The organism is Delftia acidovorans SPH-1 (assembly GCF_000018665.1).
GTDB lineage: Bacteria > Pseudomonadota > Gammaproteobacteria > Burkholderiales > Burkholderiaceae_C > Comamonas > Comamonas acidovorans.
This window is the reverse complement of the sequence record NC_010002.1, coordinates 145,433-166,413: the sequence shown is the minus strand read 5'-3', so window position 1 is coordinate 166,413 and position 20,981 is coordinate 145,433. Positions and strand designations below refer to the sequence as shown.

At 68.4% G+C, this 20,981-nt stretch carries 17 protein-coding genes; 6 read left to right on the top strand and 11 right to left on the bottom strand.

All coding sequences use genetic code 11. From position 1 onward, the window contains the following. Nucleotides 1-6 precede the first annotated feature (6 nt). The 8 genes from DACI_RS00745 to DACI_RS00710 all read right to left on the bottom strand — a co-directional run bounded on the left by DACI_RS00745 (nucleotide 7) and on the right by DACI_RS00710 (nucleotide 8,668). A complete protein-coding gene (locus tag DACI_RS00745) occupies nucleotides 7-567 on the bottom strand; it encodes a HutD/Ves family protein (protein ID WP_043783094.1) in 561 nt (186 codons plus the stop codon). A 23-nt stretch (nucleotides 568-590) separates the two neighbouring features. Next, nucleotides 591-2,324: a urocanate hydratase gene (gene hutU, locus DACI_RS00740; RefSeq protein ID WP_012202089.1), complete on the bottom strand. Its 1,734-nt coding sequence runs from the start codon at nucleotides 2,322-2,324 to the stop codon at nucleotides 591-593. Nucleotides 2,325-2,363: 39 nt separating this feature from the next. Beyond that, a complete protein-coding gene (gene hutH, locus DACI_RS00735; RefSeq protein WP_012202088.1) occupies nucleotides 2,364-3,935 on the bottom strand; it encodes a histidine ammonia-lyase in 1,572 nt (523 codons plus the stop codon). A gap of 113 nt (nucleotides 3,936-4,048) precedes the next feature. Further along, nucleotides 4,049-4,819, bottom strand: a complete 771-nt coding sequence (gene hutC, locus DACI_RS00730) for a histidine utilization repressor (RefSeq protein ID WP_049801468.1) — start codon at nucleotides 4,817-4,819, stop codon at nucleotides 4,049-4,051. Nucleotides 4,820-4,846: 27 nt separating this feature from the next. Next, nucleotides 4,847-5,626: an ABC transporter ATP-binding protein gene (locus tag DACI_RS00725; protein WP_012202086.1), complete on the bottom strand. Its 780-nt coding sequence runs from the start codon at nucleotides 5,624-5,626 to the stop codon at nucleotides 4,847-4,849. After that, nucleotides 5,626-6,510, bottom strand: coding sequence for an ABC transporter permease (locus DACI_RS00720; protein WP_016447378.1), 885 nt, complete (start codon nucleotides 6,508-6,510; stop codon nucleotides 5,626-5,628). Before DACI_RS00720 ends, DACI_RS00725 begins: the two co-directional genes overlap by 1 nt. Nucleotides 6,511-6,528: 18 nt before the next feature. Further along, nucleotides 6,529-7,503, bottom strand: coding sequence for an ABC transporter substrate-binding protein (locus tag DACI_RS00715; RefSeq protein WP_012202084.1), 975 nt, complete (start codon nucleotides 7,501-7,503; stop codon nucleotides 6,529-6,531). Nucleotides 7,504-7,777: 274 nt separating this feature from the next. Beyond that, a complete protein-coding gene (locus tag DACI_RS00710) occupies nucleotides 7,778-8,668 on the bottom strand; it encodes a LysR substrate-binding domain-containing protein (RefSeq protein WP_012202083.1) in 891 nt (296 codons plus the stop codon). Between the two features lie 94 nt (nucleotides 8,669-8,762). Here DACI_RS00710 and DACI_RS00705 point away from each other — a divergent pair, with 94 nt between their 5' ends. The 3 genes from DACI_RS00705 (at nucleotide 8,763) to DACI_RS00695 (ending at nucleotide 13,318) form a co-directional block, all read left to right on the top strand. Then, complete coding sequence (locus DACI_RS00705; protein WP_012202082.1) at nucleotides 8,763-10,004, top strand: CaiB/BaiF CoA transferase family protein; 1,242 nt, start codon at nucleotides 8,763-8,765, stop codon at nucleotides 10,002-10,004. A 10-nt stretch (nucleotides 10,005-10,014) separates the two neighbouring features. Further along, nucleotides 10,015-11,166: an acyl-CoA dehydrogenase family protein gene (locus DACI_RS00700; RefSeq protein ID WP_012202081.1), complete on the top strand. Its 1,152-nt coding sequence runs from the start codon at nucleotides 10,015-10,017 to the stop codon at nucleotides 11,164-11,166. Between the two features lie 220 nt (nucleotides 11,167-11,386). Continuing rightward, nucleotides 11,387-13,318, top strand: a complete 1,932-nt coding sequence (locus DACI_RS00695) for a RecQ family ATP-dependent DNA helicase (RefSeq protein ID WP_043780224.1) — start codon at nucleotides 11,387-11,389, stop codon at nucleotides 13,316-13,318. 100 nt (nucleotides 13,319-13,418) lie between these two features. Here DACI_RS00695 and DACI_RS00690 read toward each other — a convergent pair whose 3' ends face one another. The 3 genes from DACI_RS00690 to DACI_RS00680 form a co-directional block, all read right to left on the bottom strand. Next, a complete protein-coding gene (locus DACI_RS00690; protein WP_012202079.1) occupies nucleotides 13,419-14,228 on the bottom strand; it encodes a DUF4198 domain-containing protein in 810 nt (269 codons plus the stop codon). Between the two features lie 6 nt (nucleotides 14,229-14,234). Further along, nucleotides 14,235-14,723: an EF-hand domain-containing protein gene (locus tag DACI_RS00685; RefSeq protein WP_012202078.1), complete on the bottom strand. Its 489-nt coding sequence runs from the start codon at nucleotides 14,721-14,723 to the stop codon at nucleotides 14,235-14,237. A gap of 172 nt (nucleotides 14,724-14,895) precedes the next feature. Continuing rightward, a complete protein-coding gene (locus tag DACI_RS00680) occupies nucleotides 14,896-17,328 on the bottom strand; it encodes a TonB-dependent hemoglobin/transferrin/lactoferrin family receptor (protein ID WP_012202077.1) in 2,433 nt (810 codons plus the stop codon). Nucleotides 17,329-17,605: 277 nt separating this feature from the next. Between DACI_RS00680 and DACI_RS00675 the strand changes: the two genes are divergently transcribed. Genes DACI_RS00675 through DACI_RS00665 form a run of 3 tightly spaced genes read left to right on the top strand, consistent with a single transcriptional unit; the run spans nucleotide 17,606 to nucleotide 20,953 of the window. After that, nucleotides 17,606-18,979, top strand: a complete 1,374-nt coding sequence (locus DACI_RS00675; protein ID WP_034397609.1) for an aspartate aminotransferase family protein — start codon at nucleotides 17,606-17,608, stop codon at nucleotides 18,977-18,979. Between the two features lie 7 nt (nucleotides 18,980-18,986). Beyond that, nucleotides 18,987-20,060 (top strand): GNAT family N-acetyltransferase, encoded by a 1,074-nt coding sequence (locus tag DACI_RS00670; protein ID WP_012202075.1) that lies wholly within the window; start codon nucleotides 18,987-18,989, stop codon nucleotides 20,058-20,060. Next, on the top strand, nucleotides 20,042-20,953 hold the full coding sequence (locus DACI_RS00665; protein WP_012202074.1) for an arginase family protein: 912 nt from the start codon (nucleotides 20,042-20,044) through the stop codon (nucleotides 20,951-20,953). Before DACI_RS00670 ends, DACI_RS00665 begins: the two co-directional genes overlap by 19 nt. Nucleotides 20,954-20,981 lie beyond the last annotated feature (28 nt).

Here is a 20,981-nt window from a genome sequence, read left to right as displayed (position 1 = left end):
GGGTCGTCAGCAGGCTTGCAGCAGCACCTGCACCAGCCGCGCGTCGTCGGTCTGCGGCACCAGCTGCTGCGGGTCGGGCTGCTGCGCGCTCCACCACAGGCCCTGGCCGGGGATGAGCGCAGCGCCATCCGCCTGCCAGTTGCCCTGCAGCACCATGCACAGGCCGGCGTCGGCGCGGCCGGCGTCGGCAGCGCTGTCCAGCACCTGGACCTGCGCCCGCCACCGGCCGCGCCGCGCCATCACGTTGAAGTCGGTGGAAGTGCCGCCCAGCAGCGAGCAGCCCAGCGCCACATCGCCGGAGAAGGCAAACGGCTGCCAGCGCGCGTCCAGCACATGGTCGATGCCTTCGCCGCGCAGGTGCACGCCGTCGCCATCGAGCAGCATGATCTGCCGGTCCACGCCCGCAAAGGCCGAGAACGGGCCGGGCTGGTCGATGGTGGCCACGCTGATGCGCCAGCCGAAAGCCTCCATGCCCGCCCCGGGCGGCCAGCAGGCGATCTCGCGCGTGCTGCCGCCCCCGTTCTTCCAGGGGCTGGCGGCGATCTGGTTCAGGTCGAAACGCTGCATGGCCGTGGTGTCCTGCAAGCGGCTCACTTGACCATGGGCAGGTTCAGCTGATGGCGCTTGGCCGCAGCCACGGCGATGTCGTAGCCCGCATCCGCATGGCGCATGACGCCGGTGGCCGGATCGTTCCAGAGCACGCGGCCCAGGCGGGCGGCGGCCTCGTCCGTGCCGTCGGCCACGATGACCACGCCCGCATGCTGGGAGTAGCCCATGCCCACGCCGCCGCCGTGGTGCAGGCTGACCCAGGTGGCGCCACCTGCGGTGTTGAGCAGGGCGTTGAGCAGCGGCCAGTCGCTGACGGCGTCCGTGCCGTCCTTCATGGATTCGGTCTCGCGGTTGGGGCTGGCCACCGAGCCGCAGTCCAGGTGGTCGCGGCCGATCACGATGGGGGCCTTGAGTTCGCCGTTCTTCACCATCTCGTTGAAGGCCAGGGCCGCCTTGTGGCGCTCGCCCAGTCCCAGCCAGCAGATGCGCGCGGGCAGGCCCTGGAAGCTGATGCGCTCGCGCGCCATGTCCAGCCAGCGGTGGGTGTGCTTGTTGTCGGGGAACAGTTCCTTGATCTTGGCGTCGGTCTTGTAGATGTCCTCGGGGTCGCCGGACAGGGCCACCCAGCGGAACGGGCCCTTGCCTTCGCAAAACAGCGGGCGGATGTAGGCGGGCACGAAGCCGGGGAAATCAAAGGCGTTCTTCACGCCCTGGTCCAGGGCCACCTGGCGGATGTTGTTGCCGTAGTCCACCGTGGGAATGCCCATGGCCTGGAAGTCCAGCATGGCCTGCACGTGCTGGGCGCAGCCCTGGGCAGCGGCGGCCTTGAGCTGGGCATGGCGCGACGGATCGGCCGCGGCGGCACGCCACTCGTCCACGGTCCAGCCCACGGGCAGGTAGCCGTTGATCAGGTCATGGGCCGAGGTCTGGTCGGTCACGATGTCGGGGCGGGCGCCGCCGGCCTGGGCGCGGCGCACCAGCTCGGGCAGGATTTCGGCGGCATTGCCCAGCAGGCCGATGGAGATGGCCTCGCCCGCAGCCGTGTGCTGGGCGATGAGCTCCAGCGCGTGGTCGATGTCGCGCGCCTGCTTGTCCAGGTAGCGCGTGCGCAGGCGGAAGTCGATGCTGCTTTGCTGGCATTCGATGGCCAGCACGCAGGCGCCGGCCAGCACGCCGGCCAGGGGCTGGGCACCGCCCATGCCGCCCAGGCCCGCCGTGAGGATCCACTTGCCCGTGAGGTCGTTGTTGTAGTGCTGGCGGCCGGCCTCGACGAAGGTCTCGAACGTGCCCTGCACGATGCCCTGGGCGCCGATGTAGATCCAGCTGCCGGCCGTCATCTGGCCGTACATGAACAGGCCCTTCTGGTCGAGCTCGTTGAAGTGCTCCCAGTTGGCCCACTGGGGCACGAGGTTGGAGTTGGCCAGCAGCACGCGCGGTGCGTTCTCGTGCGTCTTGAACACGCCCACGGGCTTGCCCGACTGGATCAGCAGGGACTCGTCGGCCTCCAGCTTTTTCAGCGACTCCAGGATCTGGTCATAGCACTCCCAGTTGCGCGCCGCGCGGCCGATGCCGCCGTAGACCACCAGGGCCTTGGGGTTCTCGGCCACGTCGGGGTCCAGGTTGTTCTGCAGCATGCGGTAGGCGGCCTCGGCCAGCCAGTTCTTGCAGTGCAGTTCGCTGCCGCGCGGGGCGCGGATGACGCGGCTGGCGTCATAGCGGGGATTGGTGGCAGCCGTGGCAGCGTTGGCGTTGAGGATGGCGTCGTTGGCGTTCATGGCGATCTCCTGGATGCGGGGGGTGAGCGGTTGCGGGGTTCAGGCAGCCTGGAGGCTGGGCAGGTGGCGGACGATGGCCTGGGGCCAGTCCGTGGCAAGCGCCCACTGGCGCATGGTTTCGATGTCGGGTGCCAGGTAGCGGTCACGGTCCAGGTGCGGAACCTGGCTGCGGATCAGCGCGTACTGCGCCTCGATCAACTCGGAGCTGTTCAGGCTGCGGTCGAAGTCCATGCCCTGGGCGGCGGCCATGGCTTCCACGCCCACGATGACGGCGGTGTTGCGCGCCATCTCGCCCAGGCGCCGCGCGCCGTAGGTGGCCATGGAGACATGGTCTTCCTGGTTGGCCGAGGTGGGCAGGCTGGTGACGCTGCTGGGATGGGCCAGGCACTGGTTCTCGGCAGCCAGGGCGGCGGCCGTGACCTGGGCGATCATGAAGCCCGAGTTCACGCCGCTGTCGGCAATCAGGAAGGCCGGCAGGCCCGACAGGCCGGTGTCCAGCAGCAGGGCCATGCGGCGCTCGGAGATGGCGCCGATCTCGGCCAGGGCCAGGGCGATGATGTCGGCCGCGAAGGCCACGGGCTCGGCGTGGAAGTTGCCGCCCGAGATCACGTCGCCGTTGTCGAAGACCAGCGGGTTGTCCGAGGCGGCGTTGGCCTCGATCACCAGCACGCGGGCCGCATGGCTGAGGTTGTCCAGGCAGGCGCCCATGACCTGGGGCACGCAGCGGATGGAGTACGGGTCCTGCACGCGGCCGCAATGGGGGTGGGAGGTGTCGATGGCGCTGCCGTCCAGCAGCTCGCGCACGGCGGCGGCCACGGCGATCTGGCCAAGCTGGCCGCGCGCCTCGTGGATGCGCGCGTCGAACGGCTTGACCGAGCCCTTGATGGCCTCCAGCGTCAGGCAGCCCGCCACCAGGCCGGCCGCGAACACGCTCTCGCCCTGGAACAGGCCCACCAGGGCCAGGGCCGTGGACACCTGGGTGCCGTTGAGCAGGGCCAGCCCTTCCTTGGGGCCGAGCACGAAGGGCTCCAGGCCCAGGTGGCGCATGGCCTCGGTGCCGGACACCACCTGTCCATCGATCTTGGCCTGGCCTTCGCCGATCAGCACGCAGGCCAGGTGCGACAGCGGCGCCAGGTCGCCCGAGGCGCCCACCGAGCCCTTGGCGGGAATCACGGGCAGCACGTCGGCGTTGGCCAGGGCCAGCAGCGCGTCCACCAGCTCGGGGCGCACGCCCGAGTGGCCGCGCGCCAGGCTCACGGCCTTGGTGGCCAGCACCAGGCGCACCACGGCGTCAGGCAGCGGATCGCCCGTGCCCACGCTGTGCGACAGCACCAGGTTGCGCTGCAGCTCTGCCAGGCGGTCATGGGCGATCTTGGTGGAGGCCAGCTTGCCGAAGCCGGTGTTGATGCCATAGACGACCTGGTCCTCATCCACGATGTGCTGCACATGGGCCTGGGCGGCGCGCATGCGCTCGTAGGCGGACGCCGCCATGGACAGGCGCACGCCGCCCTGCTGGATGGCCCGCAGCTGGGCCAGGCTGACCTGGCCGGGCTGCAGCGTCAGCGCGGTGCCGGGACGGGAGGTGAGGCCGGGAGTCGTGATGGTGTTCATGGTGATGCCCTGTCGGTGTCTGGGAGGGTGTGCCGGGATGGATGTCTATGCCTGTCTATACAATATCAATCGAAGCGGAACAGCGCAAGAGCGGGAACCCCGCCTTTCAGGCCTCAGCCGTCGTGCGATCCGCCGTCGGTGCGAAAGCGGCTGCCCAGCCGGTAGCGCATGCCCGGATGCACGCAGTGCACCCAGGTCACGGGCGTGCCCAGGTACCAGGTGCGGCGCGTCAGCGTCAGGCAGGGCTGGTCAGCGTCCATCTGCAGCCAGCGCGCCTGCTCGGGCGTGGGCAGCATGGCGTCCACCACATGCTCGATCTGGTCGAAGGGCACGTTGCGCACCAGATACACCGAAGGCTGGATCAGCGAGAAGTCCTGCTCCATGAAGTCCGGCGCCATGCGCGGGTTCACATGGCGGTCTTCCAGCTGCACGGGCACGTCGTTCTCGAAATGCACGCCCTGCAGGTGGAACACCGAGCTGCCCGCAGACAGCTGCAGCGAAGCCGCCGCCTCGGGCGAGGCCGACTCGCGGCGCACGCTGATCAGCTCGAAGCGGTGGTCATGGCCGCGCTGGCGGATCTCTTCGGCGATGTTGGCGATGCGCAGCAGCGTGGACTGCGGCTTTTCCTCGGCCACGAAGGAGCCCACGCCGGCCACGCGCACGATCACGCCCTGCTCGGCCAGCTCGCGCAGCGCGCGGTTGGCCGTCATGCGGGCCACGCCGAACTCCTGCACCAGCTCCTGCTCGGACGGCACGCGCTCGCCGGCCGACAGCGAGCCATCGGCGATCTTGCGCAGCACATGGTCCTTGACCTGCTGGTACAGGGCCATGGGCACCTCCGCCGTCGTTGCGGAAAGTCGGGAAGCCGTGGAACGCGAAGACATGGTGTGGGCAGTGGTCATGGGAAAGCGTCAGTGTGCAGCAGCGGCCAGCGACTCTGCGCGAATCTCTTCGGTCAGCCGGGCTTTCAGCTCCATGAACTCGGGCGATGTCTTGACCGTGTAGTGGCGCGGATGCGGCAGGTTCACGGGGATATCGGCCTTGATGCGGCCCGGGCGCGCGCTGAACACGGCCACGCGGTTGGCCATGAAGATGGCCTCGTCGATGTCGTGGGTGACGAACATCACGGTCTTGCGCTCGGCCTCCCAGATGCCCAGCAGCAGCTCCTGCATGAGCACGCGGGTCTGGTTGTCGAGTGCGCCGAAGGGCTCGTCCATGAGCAGGATCTTGGGATCGTTGGCCAGCGCGCGCGCAATGGCCGTGCGCTGCTGCATGCCGCCCGACAGCTGCTTGGGAAAGTGGTTCTCGAAGCCGCGCAGCCCCACCTTGGCGATGAAGTAGTCGCTGCGCTCCTTTTGCAGCGCCTCGCTCACACCCTTCTCGCGCAGGCCGAAGCGGATGTTCTGGGCCACCGTCAGCCAGGGGAACAGCGTGTAGCTCTGGAACACCATGCCTCGGTCGGCGCCCGGCCCGTCCACGGCGCGGCCGTCCAGCAGCACCTGGCCCGTGGTCGGGAAATCCAGCCCCGCCGCAATGCGCAGCATGGTGGACTTGCCGCAGCCCGAAGGGCCGAGGATGGTGACGAAGTCGTTCTCGCGGACCTCGAAATCCACAGGCAGCAGGGCCTGCGTGCTCGTGCCCTTGTGGCTGGTGAAGGTGCGCGAAACACCTTGAATGGACAGCAGATTCATCACAGGGTGCTCCACTCGAACATGCGACGGTTCAGAGATTTGAAGATGAAATCGGACACCAGGCCGATGAGGCCGATCACGATGATGCCGAAGATGATCTGGCCCGTGTTCAGCAGCGCCTGGCTGTCGGTGATCATGTGGCCGATGCCCGAGGACGAGCCGATCAGCTCGGCCACGATCACATAGGTCCAGGCCCAGCCCAGCACCAGGCGCAGCGTCTCGGCAATGCCGGGCGCGGCGCCCGGGATCAGCACGCGGCGCACCACGCCGGTGTTGGAGGCGCCCAGCGTATAGGCGGCCTCCACCAGGTCCTTGCGCGCGCCGCCCACGGTGACGGCCACCATCAGCGTGATCTGGAACACCGAGCCGATGAAGATGACCAGCAGCTTCTGCGTCTCGCCCACGCCGGCCCACAGGATCAGCAGCGGGATGAAGGCCGAGGCCGGCAGGTAGCGGCAGAACGAGACGAAGGGCTCGAAGAAGGCCTCGACCGGCTTCCAGGCGCCCATGGCAATGCCCAGGGGCACGGCCACGACCGAGGCCAGGATGAAGCCGCCCATCACGCGCCATACCGTCATGCCGATGTCGTGCAGGAAGCCGTACTCGGTGAACAGCAGCACGCCCTCGCGCGCCATGGTCATGGGGCTGGCCAGGAAGGTCGGGGAGACGAAGCCGCCCAGCGTCACAGCCGCCCAGACGAGAAAGAACAGCACGAAGAAGGCCACACCCAGCACCCACTTGGCCGTGGGGCTGACGGGCTCCAGCGGCGCCATGCGGCGGCGGCGGACGGGGGCTGGCGCCGCGGCGGGAGCGGGAGCGTGCGGTGTGGCGTGGGTCATGGGCTTGTTAGCCGGCTGGACTGCGGAAGTGGATGCGGCTTGCATGGTCATCCCCTGGCGGGCTTACTGGATGAAGCTGGCGTCGTACATCACGCCATAGTTCTCGGGGATGGAGCGGATGATGCCGGCCTCCTTGAGGATCACGGCCGACTCCTTCATGAAGGGCACCAGCTCGTTGGCGAAGAATTTCTGGTTGGCTTCCTTGTCGGACCACTTCAGGTAGGAGGCCGACTTGCCGAACTGCTCGCCACCCTGCTTGACGGCCGCGCCCATGATCTCGAAGGACTTGGTCTTGTCGGCCTCGATCATGGCCACCGCATCGAAATACGACTGGGCCAGGGCCTTGGCGGCGGCCGCGTTGGCCTTGAGCCACTTGGGATCGCAGCCCACCGTGTCCATGACCATGGGGTAGTCGATGGTGGTGGCCAGGATCTTGCCCGCGGCCGGGTTGGCGCGGATGGTGGACAGGTAGGGCTCGTAGCTCATGGCCGCATCGTTCTGGCCGGCCACGAAGGCCTGGGCCGCGGGCTGGGGCTCCAGCGAGACGGTCTTCACATCCTTCATGGTCATGCCGTTCTTGTGCAGCATCCAGGCCAGGCCGAAGTACGGCGCCGTGCCCGGCGCGCTCACGGCCACGGTCTTGCCCTTGAGGTCGGCAAAGCCCTTGACGTCATTGCGCACGGCGATGCCGTCGGCGCCATAGGACTTGTCCATCTGGAAGATCTGCACGATGGGCACGCCGTTGGTGTTCCAGGCCACATGCGTCTCGATGGTGGTGGCCGCGCACTGGATGGCGCCCGAGGCCAGGGCCAGGTGGCGGTCCTTTTGCGGAATCATCTTCAGGTCCACCGCCAGGCCGTTCTTCTTGAAGATGCCGGCCTTGTCGGCCAGGGTCAGCGGCGCGAAGCCGGTCCAGCCCGACATGCCCAGGGTGATCTTGGTCTCCTGCGCGGCAGCGGGCTGCAGTGCGGCGGCAAGGCAGAGGGCGGCGGCCAGCGGCCCCAGGGGCAGGCGGCGGAACGTGGGGATCGAACTCATGTGGCACTCCTCGGTCGGGAAAGCAAGTTGGCGATGGCAGTTTCGGGGTCCGCAGGCAGACCAGTGCGGGAGCCCGAAGTGTGTTTTTGCCGACCGGACATGTATATACAGGATTACCCGGCAAACCGGTGATGGAGCGAGCATCCTGCATCTACCTGCGATCAACACGGAGAGCAACAGCAAATGCCGTGCCAACCAAGCTTGTCCATACAACCTGGGGAAAATCCCGGGTAACAGCTCACCACCGTGGTGCATGCCACGGGGCTGCGCGCCGCTACGGTGCAATCACGGCACGCGCCACCTTCAAGAACGGTGCAATCAGCGGCGAGGCATTGCCCGCCGGCACGGCCAGCACCACGCCCTGGGGGGCCACGCGGCCCCGGATGCGGCGGCAGGCCAGGCGCTGGCCATCGTGGGCGCGGTCCACCACCGGCCGCGTGGTCAGCACGCTCAGGCCGTGGCCGTTGGCCACCATGGAGCGCAGCATCTCGATGGAGGCGAACTCATGGGCCACCAGCGGCGTCACGCCGGCCTCGCGGAACAGCGACAGGAAATACTCGCGGCTGTGCGGCAGGTTGATCAGGACCAGCGGGTAGCGGGCCACCTCGGCCAGCCCCACGCTGGTCCTGGCCGCCAGCGCATGGCGCTGCGGCAGCAGCACATAGGGCGGCAGCGCCGCCACGGGCAGCAGCTCCATGCGGGGACGCGCCAGGCCCGTGTCGTACTGCAGGGCCGCATCGAGCTCGCCGCGCTCCACCTGCTGCGTGAGCGAGGCGATGTCGCCCTCCACCAGCTCCAGCGCAATGCCGGGGTGCAGGCGCTGCATCTGCGCCAGCAGGGCCGGCACCCAGCGCGCGCCCAGCGTGCTCAGAAAACCCAGGCGCAGCACGCCCGCCATCGCCGCCGTGCGCGGCCCCTGCAGGCTGCGTGCGCCGCCCAGCAGCGCCTGGGCCTCGCGGCTGCGCACCGCGCCGGCCGCCGTGAGATCCAGCCCCCTGGCATGGCGGCGCACGAACAGCGCCTCGCCCCACAGCGCCTCCAGGTCGGCAATCGCCTTGGAGATGGACGGCTGGGACACGCCGATGGCCTCGGCCGCGCGCGCCGTGCTGCCATGGCGCGAGGCGGCCACGAAATACTCCAGCTGGCGCAGGCTGATTTGAATCATCTTTTTGAATGCAGTGAATCAGGAATGAATATTTTCCATTGATTCAATCACGCGCCAGCATGCAGCCATAGACCACCCGTCCAAGGCTGCACCCATGACCAAGTCCTCCCCCCTTACCGCCCGCCCGCTGGACGGCGTGCGCATTCTCGACTTCACGCGCGTGCTGGCCGGGCCGCTGTCCACGGCCCTGCTGGCCGACCTGGGCGCCGAGGTCGTCAAGATCGAGCCGCCGCAGGGCGACGACTACCGCGCCATCGGCCCCATGAACAACGGCGAGAGCGCGCTGTTCACGGTGATGAACCGCAACAAGCAAAGCCTGGTGCTGGACCTCAAGCACCCCGAGGCCGTGGCCCTGGTCCACGAGATGGCGGCCCAGGCCGACGTGGTGGTGGAGAACTTCCGGCCCGGCGTGGCCGAGCGCCTGGGCATAGGCGCAAGCCAGTTGCGGGCGCTCAATCCGCGCCTGGTCTATGTCAGCGTCTCGGGTTTCGGCCAGACCGGGCCGCTGGCCCACCGGCCGGCCTACGACATCATCGTGCAGGCCATGAGCGGCCTCATGGAGGCCACGGGCGAGCCCGATGGCGCGCCCACCGTGGTGGGCGAGGCCGTCAGCGACGTGGTGGCCGGCCTGTTCGCCTCCTGGGCCACGCTGGCCGCGCTGCTGCAGGCCCGCGCCACGGGACAGGGCCAGCAGGTGGACGTGGCCATGTTCGACACCACGCTGAGCTTTCTGGCCACCTCGGTGGCGCGCTACCTGTTCACGGGCCGGCCCGCGCGCCGCGTAGGCAACCGCCATCCGCTGTCCGCGCCGTTCGGCGTGTACCGCGCAGGCGACGGCCACTTCGCGCTGGCCGTGCTCAACAACAAGCTGTTCGCCGCCGCCCTGCAGGCCATGGAACTGGGCAGCCTGGCCGGCGACCCGCGCTTTGCCAGCGACGAATCACGCTCGGCCCACGAACCCGCGCTGCGCGAGGCCATCGAGGCCTGGGCCGGCCGGCATGAAGTGGCGCAGGTGGTGGCCGCGCTGGATGCAGCCGGCGTGCCCGCCGCACCCATCTGGAACATTGCCCAGGCGCTGGAATCGCCCCAGAGCCAGGCACGCGGCCTGCTCGGCGCGGTGCAGGACCCGCGCCTGCCCGGCCTGCGCCTGCCCACCCAGCCCGTGCATTTCAGCGGCGCCGCACCCAACCGCGCCGAGCGCGCACCGGCCCTGGGCGAGCACACCGACGCCCTGCTCTCGCAGTGGCTGGGCCGGGGCGCCGAAGCCATTGCCGCGCTGCGCGCATCCGGTGCCCTGGGCACCGCAGCCGCGGCCCCCTCTTCCCCATCACATTGAGCGAACCTCCATGAACTTCCAACGACTGGGCACCACCGCCGACGACCACGCCATTGCCGATGCCGTGGCCCGCTTTGCCGACGACGCACTCGCCCCGCTGGCGCAGCGCATGGACGAAGAGGCACTGTCCGCCACCTGCCATGTGCCGGGCCTGTCGGCCCTGGGCGTGATGGGCATGAACCTGCCCGAGGCCCTGGGCGGCCCCGGCGTCACGCCCACGGCCATGCTGCTGTCCCTGGTGGCCATCTCGCGCGCCTGCGCGGCCACCTCGTCCATGATCGGCGCCCACTACCTGGGCACGGACGCCGTGCTCATCGGCGGCGACGATGCCCAGCGCCAGCAGTGGCTGCCGCGCTGCGCCAGCGGCGAATGGCTGGCCGCCTTTGCGCTGACCGAGCCGCGCGGCGGCTCCCACCCGGCCGACATGCGCACGCGCGCCGTGCGCGATGGGGACGACTATCTGATCACGGGCGTCAAGCACTTCATCTCCAACGCCGCCGAGGCACGCTTCATGGTGGTCTTCGCCAAGACCGACATGGATGCCGGCGCGCGCGGCGTCAGCGCCTTCATCGTGCCGCGCGATCTGCCCGGCATACAGGTCTCGGCGCCCGAAAAACTCATGGGCATCCGCGGCGGCCATGCCTTCGAGGTCTCGCTGGACGGCGTGCGCGTGCCCGCCAGCCACCGGCTGGGCGCCGAGGGCACAGGCTTCAAGACGGCGATGAAGGTGCTGGACAACAGCCGCCTGGACGTGGCGGCCACCGCCCTGGGCGTGGCCGAGGCCGCCCTGGCCGCCGCCGCGCAATGGGCCAATCAGCGCCTGGTCGGCGGCGAGCCACTGGCCACGAAACAGGGCATCCAGTGGAAGCTGGCAGACATGAAGCTGCGGCTGGAGGCCTCGTGGGCGCTGACCATGCAGGCCCTGGCCTTGCGCCAGGCCGGCCAGCCCTTCACCCAGCACTCGGCCATGGCCAAGCTCCATGCGTCCGAAATGGTGGGCTTCGTCACCGACGAGGCCCTGCAGATCCACGGCGGCTACGGCTACACGCGCGAAATGCCGCTGGAGCGCCTGGTGCGCGATGCACGCATCCTGCGCATCTACGAGGGCTCGTCCGAAGTGCAGCGCAGCATCATTGCGCGCGGGGTGCTGGGCGGCAGCTGAATGCAGCAGCGGGTGGCTAGGAGAAATCTGAAAATGGCACCCTCGCGCCCGGAAAAGGCCGTTGATGCAGAGCGGTTCAAACCCCAGGTCTTCCCTGGACCTTGCGAGGGGGCGCAAAATGGCGGCTGTTGCGGCCTCCGGGCCGCAGCGCATTTTTTGCGGGAAGCGCCCGCATCCCGCTCCCTCCCGCGCCAGCCGCCTCTGCCGAAAGAAGTCCCCGTTGTCCGCCGCGCATTCCGTCCTGCAAGCCGTGTTCGGCTACGAACAATTCCGCGGTCCGCAGGAGGCCATCGTCTCGCACGTGGTCGCCGGCGGCGATGCGCTGGTGCTCATGCCCACGGGCGGCGGCAAGAGCCTGTGCTACCAGGTGCCGGCCATCGTGCGCCAGCAGCAGGGCCACGGCGTGGCGGTGGTGGTGTCGCCGCTGATCGCGCTCATGCACGACCAGGTGGGCGCGCTGCACGAGGCCGGCGTGAGCGCCGCCTACCTGAACTCCACGCTGTCCTATGACGAGACGCAGGAAGTCGAATGGCGCCTGCAAAGCGGCGACATCACATTGCTGTATGCCGCGCCCGAGCGCCTGAACACGCCGCGCTTCCTGGGCCTGCTCGACGACCTGCATGCCCAGGGCAAGCTGTCGCTGTTCGCCATCGACGAGGCGCACTGCGTGAGCCAGTGGGGCCATGACTTCCGGCCCGAGTACCGCGCGCTGAGCGTGCTGCACGAACGCTATGCGGGCGTGCCGCGCATTGCGCTCACGGCCACGGCCGACGCACTCACGCGCGCCGACATCGTCGAGCGGCTGCAGCTGGAGAGCGCACGGCACTTCGTCAGCAGCTTCGACCGCCCCAACATCCGCTACCGCATCGCCGAGAAGAAGGACGTCAGCAACCAGCTGCTGCGCTTCATCGAGCGCGAGCACGAGGGCGAGGCCGGCGTGGTCTATTGCCAGTCGCGCAAGCGCGTGGAGGAGCTGGCCCAGACGCTGAGCCAGGCCGGCGTGCCCGCCCTGCCCTACCACGCGGGCCTGCCCTTCGAGACGCGCCAGCTGCACCAGGACCGCTTCCTGCGCGAGGACGGCATCGTCATCGTGGCCACCATCGCCTTCGGCATGGGCATCAACAAGCCCGATGTGCGCTTCGTGGCCCACGTGGACATGCCCAAGAACATCGAGGGCTACTACCAGGAAACCGGCCGCGCAGGCCGCGACGGGCTGCCCGCCGATGCCTGGATGGCCTACGGCCTGTCCGACGTGGTCAACCAGCGCCGCATGATCGACGAAAGCCCGGCCGAGGACACCTTCAAGCAGGTCATGCGCGGCAAGCTCGATGCCCTGCTGGGCCTGGCCGAGGCCACGGACTGCCGCCGCGTGCGGCTGCTGGCCTACTTCGGCGAGCAGTACGGCCTGGGCGCACCGGGAGAAGACGCAGAGACGGACCTTGAAGGCAGGCCGCTGCAGCGCGTGGCAAAGACCGCCTGCGGCAACTGCGACAACTGCATGGAGCCCCCGGCCCTGTGGGATGGCACGGACGCCGCGCGCAAGCTGCTGTCCACCATCTACCGCGTGCACGAGGCCAGCCAGCTGACCTTTGGCGCGGGCCACATCATGGACGTGCTGCGCGGCAAGGACACCGAGAAGGTGCGCCAGTACGGCCACGACAAGATCTCCACCTTCGGCCTGGGCAAGGACTACAGCGAGCCCCAGCTGCGCGGCGTGATGCGCCAGCTGCTGGCCACGGGCGCCCTGGGCCTGCACAAGATCACCAGCGAGAACAGCGGCCACAGCTTCGACACGCTGTGCCTGGCCGATGGCTCGCGCGACGTGCTGCGCGGCAACGTCCCCGTGCAGCTGCGCGAGGCCGTGGCCGCGCCGCGCACGCGCACCTCCAAGCGCGCCACCCAGCCCAACGCGGCCGCCGCCAGCCTGGGCCCCGACGCCCAGGTGCGCTTCATCAACCTCAAGGCCTGGCGCGCCGAGGTCGCGCGCGAGCACAACCTGCCCGCCTACGTCATCTTCCACGACGCCACGCTGGCCGCCATTGCCGAACGCAACCCGGCCTCGCTGGACGACCTGCAGGGCATCAGCGGCATGGGCGCCAAGAAGCTCGACGCCTATGGCGCCGAGGTGCTGCGGGTGGTGGCCACGGGTTGAGGCGCATAGCCCTCATGCACATCGCCTGGGGCTGGGCTTCACCATGAGAAAAGGCCTGCACCTCCATGGCGGCAGGCCTTTTTCGTGAAACCGGAACCCCTTACTGCGCCAGCACCCTGAAGGTCAGCGTGTAGTTGTTGCCGTACTGCGGCGCGGCGGCGCCGGCGGGGGCGTCGGCGCGGTAGCGCACCAGGGCCAGGTAGATGCCGGACTTGGGCAGGGCGTAGGAGATGCGGCCCTCGCCATCGGTGGTCAGCGCGTCCACGCTGTGCTGGCTGGCCAGGTCCATGGCCGAGCGGAAGATTTCCACCTTCTGCGCGGCCAGCGGCTTGCCGTCGTATTGCACGGTGAAGTCGAACTTCTCGCCCGCGAACAGGTCGGCGGGATGCGTGACGGGCACGATCTCCAGGCCCTTGCCTGAGGGCGCGAGCGCGGCCCGGCTGGGCTTGCCCACCGTGATGTAGGTCTCGGAGACCGACAGCGACTGGTAGTGGCTCAGCAGCCTGGCATCGGCCGGCGTGGGCGTGGCGGGATCACGCGCCGTCTCCACCTTGCCGTTGCGCTCCCACGAACGGAAGACGGCGCCCAGGCGCGGGCCGGTGCTCACGCGGTAGGTGCCCTTCTCGTCGGGCAGTTGGTGCTCGGCGACGGTGCGGGTCTTGAACTGGCGCACATCGGCCATGGGCGTGACCGAGCCGTCGGGCGCCGTCACGGTGAAGCGCGTTTCGCCAAAAGCCACTTCGGGGATGAAGAACTTGTCGGCAAAGCTGGCGTCCACGCTGATGACGGCCCGGGGCGAAGCCTCGAAGCTGGTGGGCAGCAGGTAGGGCGTATGGGCCTGGGCGGAGATGCACACGGCCGACAGCAGCGGCAGCCACCAGGCCAATCGCTTGGATGGGGTTTTGGCCATGTCCGCTCAGGGCTTCTTGACGTCGTTCTTGTCCACGACGCCATCGGCATTGACGTCGGCTTCCTTGAAGCTGCGTTCGGCGATGGCCATGTCTTCTTCCACGGTGTATTTGCCGTCGCGGTTCCTGTCCACGATGCCGAAGCGCACATGGGCCTGCTTCATGGACTGGGCATAGCGCTCGTCGGGCTGGCGGCCCGCGTATTGCTGCTTGAGGCGGGCCTCGAACTCGTCCACGTACTCCTTCTCGCTGAGCCAGCCGTCGCCATTGGTGTCGCCGGCCAGGAAGCGCTGCTTGCGCACGGTGTCGTACTCCTGGCGCGTGACCACGCCATCACGGTTGGCGTCGTAGCTGCCCATGAAGGCAGACTGGCCATGCCCGCCCGCAGGCTGGGCCGGGCCGCTGGCGGACGGTGCCGTGGGCGATGCGCAGGCGGTGAGCAGGGCCGCCAGGCCGGCAGCGGCCAGCATGCGGTGGGACAGAGAAAACTCGATCATGAAACGACTCCTGAAGTAGGCAGATACAGCGGCGGCTGCGATGGTGGTGGAGGCTTTCCGGCCGACACCGCCGCTGTAGGGAAGGCCGGCCGGCCCCTGGAGAAACTCCTCGGATCCGCGCCACGCGGCAAGTGAAGGTGGCGTGGGTGCAATGGCATGGTGCGCAGGGTGCTCAGAACGCAACGTTCATGGACACGGCGAAGGTGCGGCCCGGGTTGCTCAGCAGCTCGATGTCGCGGCGGTCGCGCGCCACGCCGGGCTGCAGGCTGCGGGTGCTGGAATAGTCCCAGTAGCGCTTGTCGCCCAGGTTGTAGATGCCGGCGTTCAGGCGCACGTTCTTTGCGACCTGCCAGTAGCCGGCCAGGTCGAAGATGGCATAGCCGGGCACGCGGAACAGCTCGGTGGTCGAGTCGGTCAGGCCGGTGCCCGCGTTCAGGTAGCTGTCGCGGTTGGTGGCCACGGCCTGCTTGCCCGCGACGAAGGTGCCGGTCAGGTTCAGGCCCCATTGCCGGGCCGGTGCGTCATAGCCCACGCCGACGATGGCCTTGCGCGGCAGCACGCTGTCCAGCGGCACATCCTTGTCGCCTGCGTAGTAGGACTTGGAGGTGCCGCGGCTGATGCCCAGCGCCCAGGTGGAGTACAGGCCCCTGGCGGCGGGCATCCACTGGCCGTGGTCCAGGCGCGCGCTGGCCTCGAAGCCGTAGATCTTTGCGCTGTCGCGGTTCTCGGCCTGGTAGATGGTGCCGATGTGGGCGGGCACGTTGACGAACAGGTCGGGACGGCCCGCGCGCAGGTAGCGCGTGTAGGCGATGAAGTCGGAGTACCTGGTATAGAAGACCGAGCTGTTGAAGGTCACGCCCGGCGTGGGCGAACCCTTGAGGCCGAAGTCGAAGGCATTGCTGCTTTCCTCCTTCAGGTTGGGGTTGCCCACCAGGGCGTACTGGCCTGCCGCGTTGTAGTTGCTGGCCATGTTCCACGAGCCGAAGATCTCGCCGGCCGAGGGCACTCGCCCGCTGCGCTTGAACTGGGCATAGGCGCTGAACGTGGGCGTGAGGTCATAGACCAGGGCCAGGCTGGGGCTGAGGATGGTGTTGCCGCGCGTGCCTCCGTAAATCTTTTCCACATCGGCGGCCGTGAGCACGCCCGAGACGAAGTTGTCCAGGTCGCGTGTCTTGATCTCCACGCGGTCCACGCGCAGCGCGGGAATCAGCGCCAGGCGGCGGCCGCCGGCCTGGAAGCTGATCTCGTCCTGCAGGAAGGCGCCGTAGCGGCGGGTGGTGGTGTCGGGCTGGGGCTTCATAACGGGCGTGCCGGTAGCGAAAACGTTCCACGGACGCTCCGTGTCCTGTGTCGATGCATTCACGCCAAAGCTCAGGCGGTGGCGGTCGATGCGCTTGTCGCCCGTGCTCGAGAAACCCCAGGTGCGCGTCTCGTTGCCCGAGACGTTGTGCACCTTGGCGCCCGTGGCCAGCGTGGTGGTGTCGGTGACGTCGTTGGTGTCCGTGTTCTGGAAGTACAGCCGCGTGTCCAGCTGGTCCACCCAGGCGCCGGCCGGTGTCCACAGGTGCTGCAGCTGCAGCGTGTTGCGACTGGTGTCGCTGTTCTGGCGCGAGCTTTCGGTGATGCTGGTGTTGGTGGTGTCCCAGCCGTGGAAGGAGGTGTCGTTCTTGCGGCGGTACAGGTCGGCCGACAGCACCAGGCGGTGGGCCGGGTTGATGCGCAGGCCGCCCTTGAGCAGCAGCGCGTTGGAGTTCCAGTCATCGGGATAGCTGTTGACGATGGCGCTGTGGTTGCGCGTCTCGTGGCCGTCGCGGCGCGAATAGGCGATCAGGCCGTCGAGGTCGCCCGAGCGGCCAGCGGCCGTGAAGCTCTCGTTCCAGGAGCGGTCGGCCGTGTCGTGGCCGATCTTGCCGCCCAGGTAGGAGGTCTTGCCGCCCACCAGGTAGTCCTCGGCGGACTTGGTGCGAAAGCCCACCGAGCCGCCGATGCCACCGGCCGCGCGCCGCGCCGTGGTGGTGCCGGAGAGGATGTCCACGGCCGAGAACATCTCGGGGTCGATGAAGTCACGGCCCACGCCGAAGGTGTTGGCGCCGACACGGCTCACATAGGGGCGCGTGGTGGCGTCGGGCATCTCGACGCCGTCCACATCCATGCCGATGCGGTTGCCCTCGATGCCGCGGATGTTGTAGCCCGTGGTGCCCGAACGGTCGAAGCTGCTGCGGTTGCGGCTGGTGCCCGAGGCCGTGCCCGGCGCGGAGACCAGGGGCTGGTAGCGCACCACGTCGGCCATGCTGCCGGCCTGCTCCAGCGCCGGGCCGCTGACGGTGGTGGAGGCGCCCGGCGTGCGCTGCACGGGCTCGGCTGCATCGACCACATCGACCTGGGCCAGCGCCTTGGTGGGAGCCTGTGCCATCAGCCGGGCCTCATCGTCCGCAGTCTGCACATGCGTTTGCGTCTGCGTCTGCGTCTGTGCCCAGGCGCCGGGCGAGGCCAGACCGATCACGGCGGCCTGCACGGCCACGGCCAGCAGGCTGGGCCGCAATACCGGCGTGCGCGAGGGATTGCGGGAGAGGGAGAGGAAAGACGAACGCGAAGACACAGCCATGGCGGGAATCGGGGAAAGAGGGTTGCTGGCTAGCTGCCGACCTGTCCGCGGAGTGCTCTTGCGAGACCATTGCTCCCCCGTGTGTGATTGTTCCTGCTGGCTTTCCGTGATTCTCCCATCAATTGATAATGATTATCATTTGTTTTGTCTCATTTACGTCACAGGGGCCGATCCAGGCTCCGCGCGGGCCTCCTCCACAAACCCCACACAAAGACTCGACAGCGCAGCAAGATTGCCCGCTCACACTGCGGCGGCTGAATATCTGGAGCCCTTTGCTGTGATCAATAACGCCCAACTTCTGGCCGACGAAGCCAAGTACTGCTCGTTCGGGGATACCGTCCACTACGTCAACCCGCCCAAGATTTTCTCGGGCTGCGAAGGCAGCTACATGTACGACGAGGCCGGCACGCCCTACCTTGATCTGCAGATGTGGTATTCGGCCGTGAACTTCGGCTACAAGAACAAGCGCCTCGAGCAGAAGATGATCGAGCAGCTGCAGACCCTGCCCCAGGTCGCCAGCCAGTACCTGCACCCCACCAAGATCGAGCTGGCCAAGTTCATCGCCCAGGATGCGGAGCGCAAGTGGGGCCATGCCGGCCGCGTGCACTTCAACGTGGGCGGCGCCCAGGCCATCGAGGACTCGCTCAAGGTCGTGCGCAATGCCAGCGGCGGCAAGAGCCTGATGTTCGCCTTCGAGGGCGGCTACCACGGCCGCACGCTGGGCGCCTCCAGCATCACCTCCAGCTACCGCTACCGCCGCCGCTACGGCCACTTCGGCGACCGCGCGCAGTTCATCCCCTTCCCCTACCCGTTCCGCCGCCCCAAGGGCATGACGTCCGAGGAGTACGCGGACTCCATCGTCCGGGAATTCGCGCGCAAGTTCGAGAACGAGTACCACGCCATCTGGGACCCCAAGACCAACCAGTGCGAGTACGCGGCCTTCTACGTGGAGCCCATCCAGGGCACGGGCGGCTACGTCGTGCCGCCGCCCAACTTCTTCAAGGGCCTCAAGAAGGTGCTGGACGACCACGGCGTGCTGATGGTGGTCGATGAAATCCAGATGGGCTTCTGGCGCACCGGCACGCTGTGGTCGGTGGAGAACTTCGGCGTCAAGCCCGACGTGCTGGTCTTCGCCAAGGCGCTGACCAACGGCCTCAACGCCCTGTCGGGCCTGTGGGCGCGCGAGGAGCTGATCAACCCCACCATCTTCCCGCCGGGATCGACGCACTCCACCTTCGCCTCCAACCCGCTGGGCACGGCCCTGGGCCTGGAAGTCATGAAGATGACCCACGAGATGGACTTCGGCCGCCAGGTGCGCGAATCGGGCGCCTACTTCCTCGAAGGCCTCAAGGAGCTGCAAAAGCGCCACAAGGAAATCGGCGACGTGGACGGCCTGGGCCTGGCGCTGCGCGCCGAGATCTGCACCGAAGACGGCTTCACGCCCAACAAGGCGCTGCTGGACAAGATGGTGGACATCGGCCTCGAAGGCGGCCTGGAATACCAGGGCCAGAAACGCGGCCTGGTGCTGGACGTGGGCGGCTACTACAAGAACGTGATCACCTTCGCGCCCTCGCTGATGATCTCGCGCCCCGAGATCGACGAAGCCATGGTCCTGCTGGACCAGTTGCTCACGAAAGCCAAGGCGGCCTGAAGGCGCGATGCCCGCAGAGCGCCTGCACAACCAGCTCGAACCCCCAGGCCTGCTCGCGCAGTTCGCGGCCCATCCTCCCGAGGGCTTCGCACTGCTGCAGGACTGGCCGGCGCCGGCCTTCACGGCGCCCTTCGATCTTCTGACCACGGCGGACGACGCGCTCAAGGCGCGTCTTTTGTCGTTGCCCGGTGGCGGCTGGCTGTCGCGCCGGCTGCGCCTGTCCACCGACTTCGTGGGCACCACGGTCAGCGAGTACGCCGTGCTGCCCATGGGCATCCCTGCCGCCCGGCAGGCTGCCGCGCTGCGCGCGCGCGCAGGCCGGCGCATGCTGACCATCGTCAAGGACCTGCCCCAGGATTCACCGCTGCTGCCGGACGCCGACAACGCCCATGCACGGGCGCTGGCGCAGGCCCTGGCCGATGCGGGCTTCATCCTGGTCGAGGGCCAGGCCCTGGCCCATGTGCCCATCGACTTCTCCAGCCTGGACGAATACCTTGCGCGCCTGTCCAGGAGCCGCCGCCAGAACCTGCGCCGCAAGCTCAGGAGCCGCGCGCAGCTGCAGGTGCAGCGCATTCCCACGGGCGCGGCCTTTGCCGATGACGTCTGCGTCGATGCCTACTACGCGCTGTTCGATGCGGTGTATGCGCAAAGCGAGATCCACTTCGACAAACTCACGCGCGATTTCTTCGCGGCCCTGCTGCGCGATGCAGGCAACGGCGGCACCGTGTTCGAGTACCGCGCGCTGCAGGACGACGGCACGCCCGGCGCGCTGCTGGGCTGGAACCTGTGCTTCGAGCACGGCGGCAAGCTGATCGACAAGTACATCGGCCTGTCCTACCCGGCCGCGCGCGAGGCCAATCTCTACTTCGTGAGCTGGATGGTCAACCTTGAATACGCCATCGAACGCGGCCTGAGCCACTACGTGGCCGGCTGGACCGACCCCGAGGTCAAGGCCCAGCTGGGCGCCAGCTTCACCTTCACGCAGCATGCGGTCTTCATCCGCAATCCGCTGCTGCGCGCACTGGGCCGGCGCTTTGCCGGCCACTTCGAAAGCGATCGCCAATGGAGCGAACAGAACTGAATGCCCAGCCGGTCGTGCTGGATGTGGATGGCTCGGTGGGGACCTTGCCCGGCGAGCTGCGCCTGCCGCTGCAGGACTGGCAGGAGCAGGTGCGCTTTGGCTGCGGCCTGCGCCGCTTTGCGCAGTTCCGCGCGGCGCTCGACGCGCAACTGCCCGCCTCGCATGGCACGGCCCTCATGGGCAGTGGCGACTTCCACCACCTGAGCTGGCCGCTGATCGAGCGCTGCATCACCGCCCAGGCCCTGTCCGCAGGCCGGCCGCTGCGCGTGGTCGTGCTGGACAACCACCCCGACAACATGCGCTTTCCCTGGGGCGTGCACTGCGGCTCCTGGGTGCGGCGCGTGGCCCTGCATCCGGCCGTCTCGCATGTGCATGTGGCCGGCATCACCTCCGGCGACATCGGCCGCGCGCACGCCTGGGAGAACTACCTCACGCCGCTGCGCGCCGGCCGCCTGAGCTACTGGAGCGCGGGCGTGGACACGGGCTGGGCACGCCGCCTGGGCGTGGATGCCGCCTTTCGCGGCTTTGCCAGCGTGGCCGACCTGTCGCGCACGCTGGCGCGCATGCTGCGCGAGCAGGCCCAGCCCACCTACCTGAGCATCGACAAGGACGTGTTCGCGCCCGAGGTGGTGCGCACCAACTGGGACCAGGGCCGCATGCAGGAAGGCGAGGCCCTGGACATCATCGGCGCGCTGGCCGGCCAGATCGTGGGCAGCGACATCACGGGCGATGTGTCCTCCTGGCGCTACACGACCTGGTGGAAGCGCTGGATGAGCGCCGGAGACGGCCAGGACACGCAGATCGACGCGCAGACGCTGGCCACCTGGCAACTGGGCCAGCATGCCTTCAACGAACGGCTGGTCGAATACATCCAGACCTGCACCAGCCCCTAGGATCCGTTCACACCCCGCACACCCCACA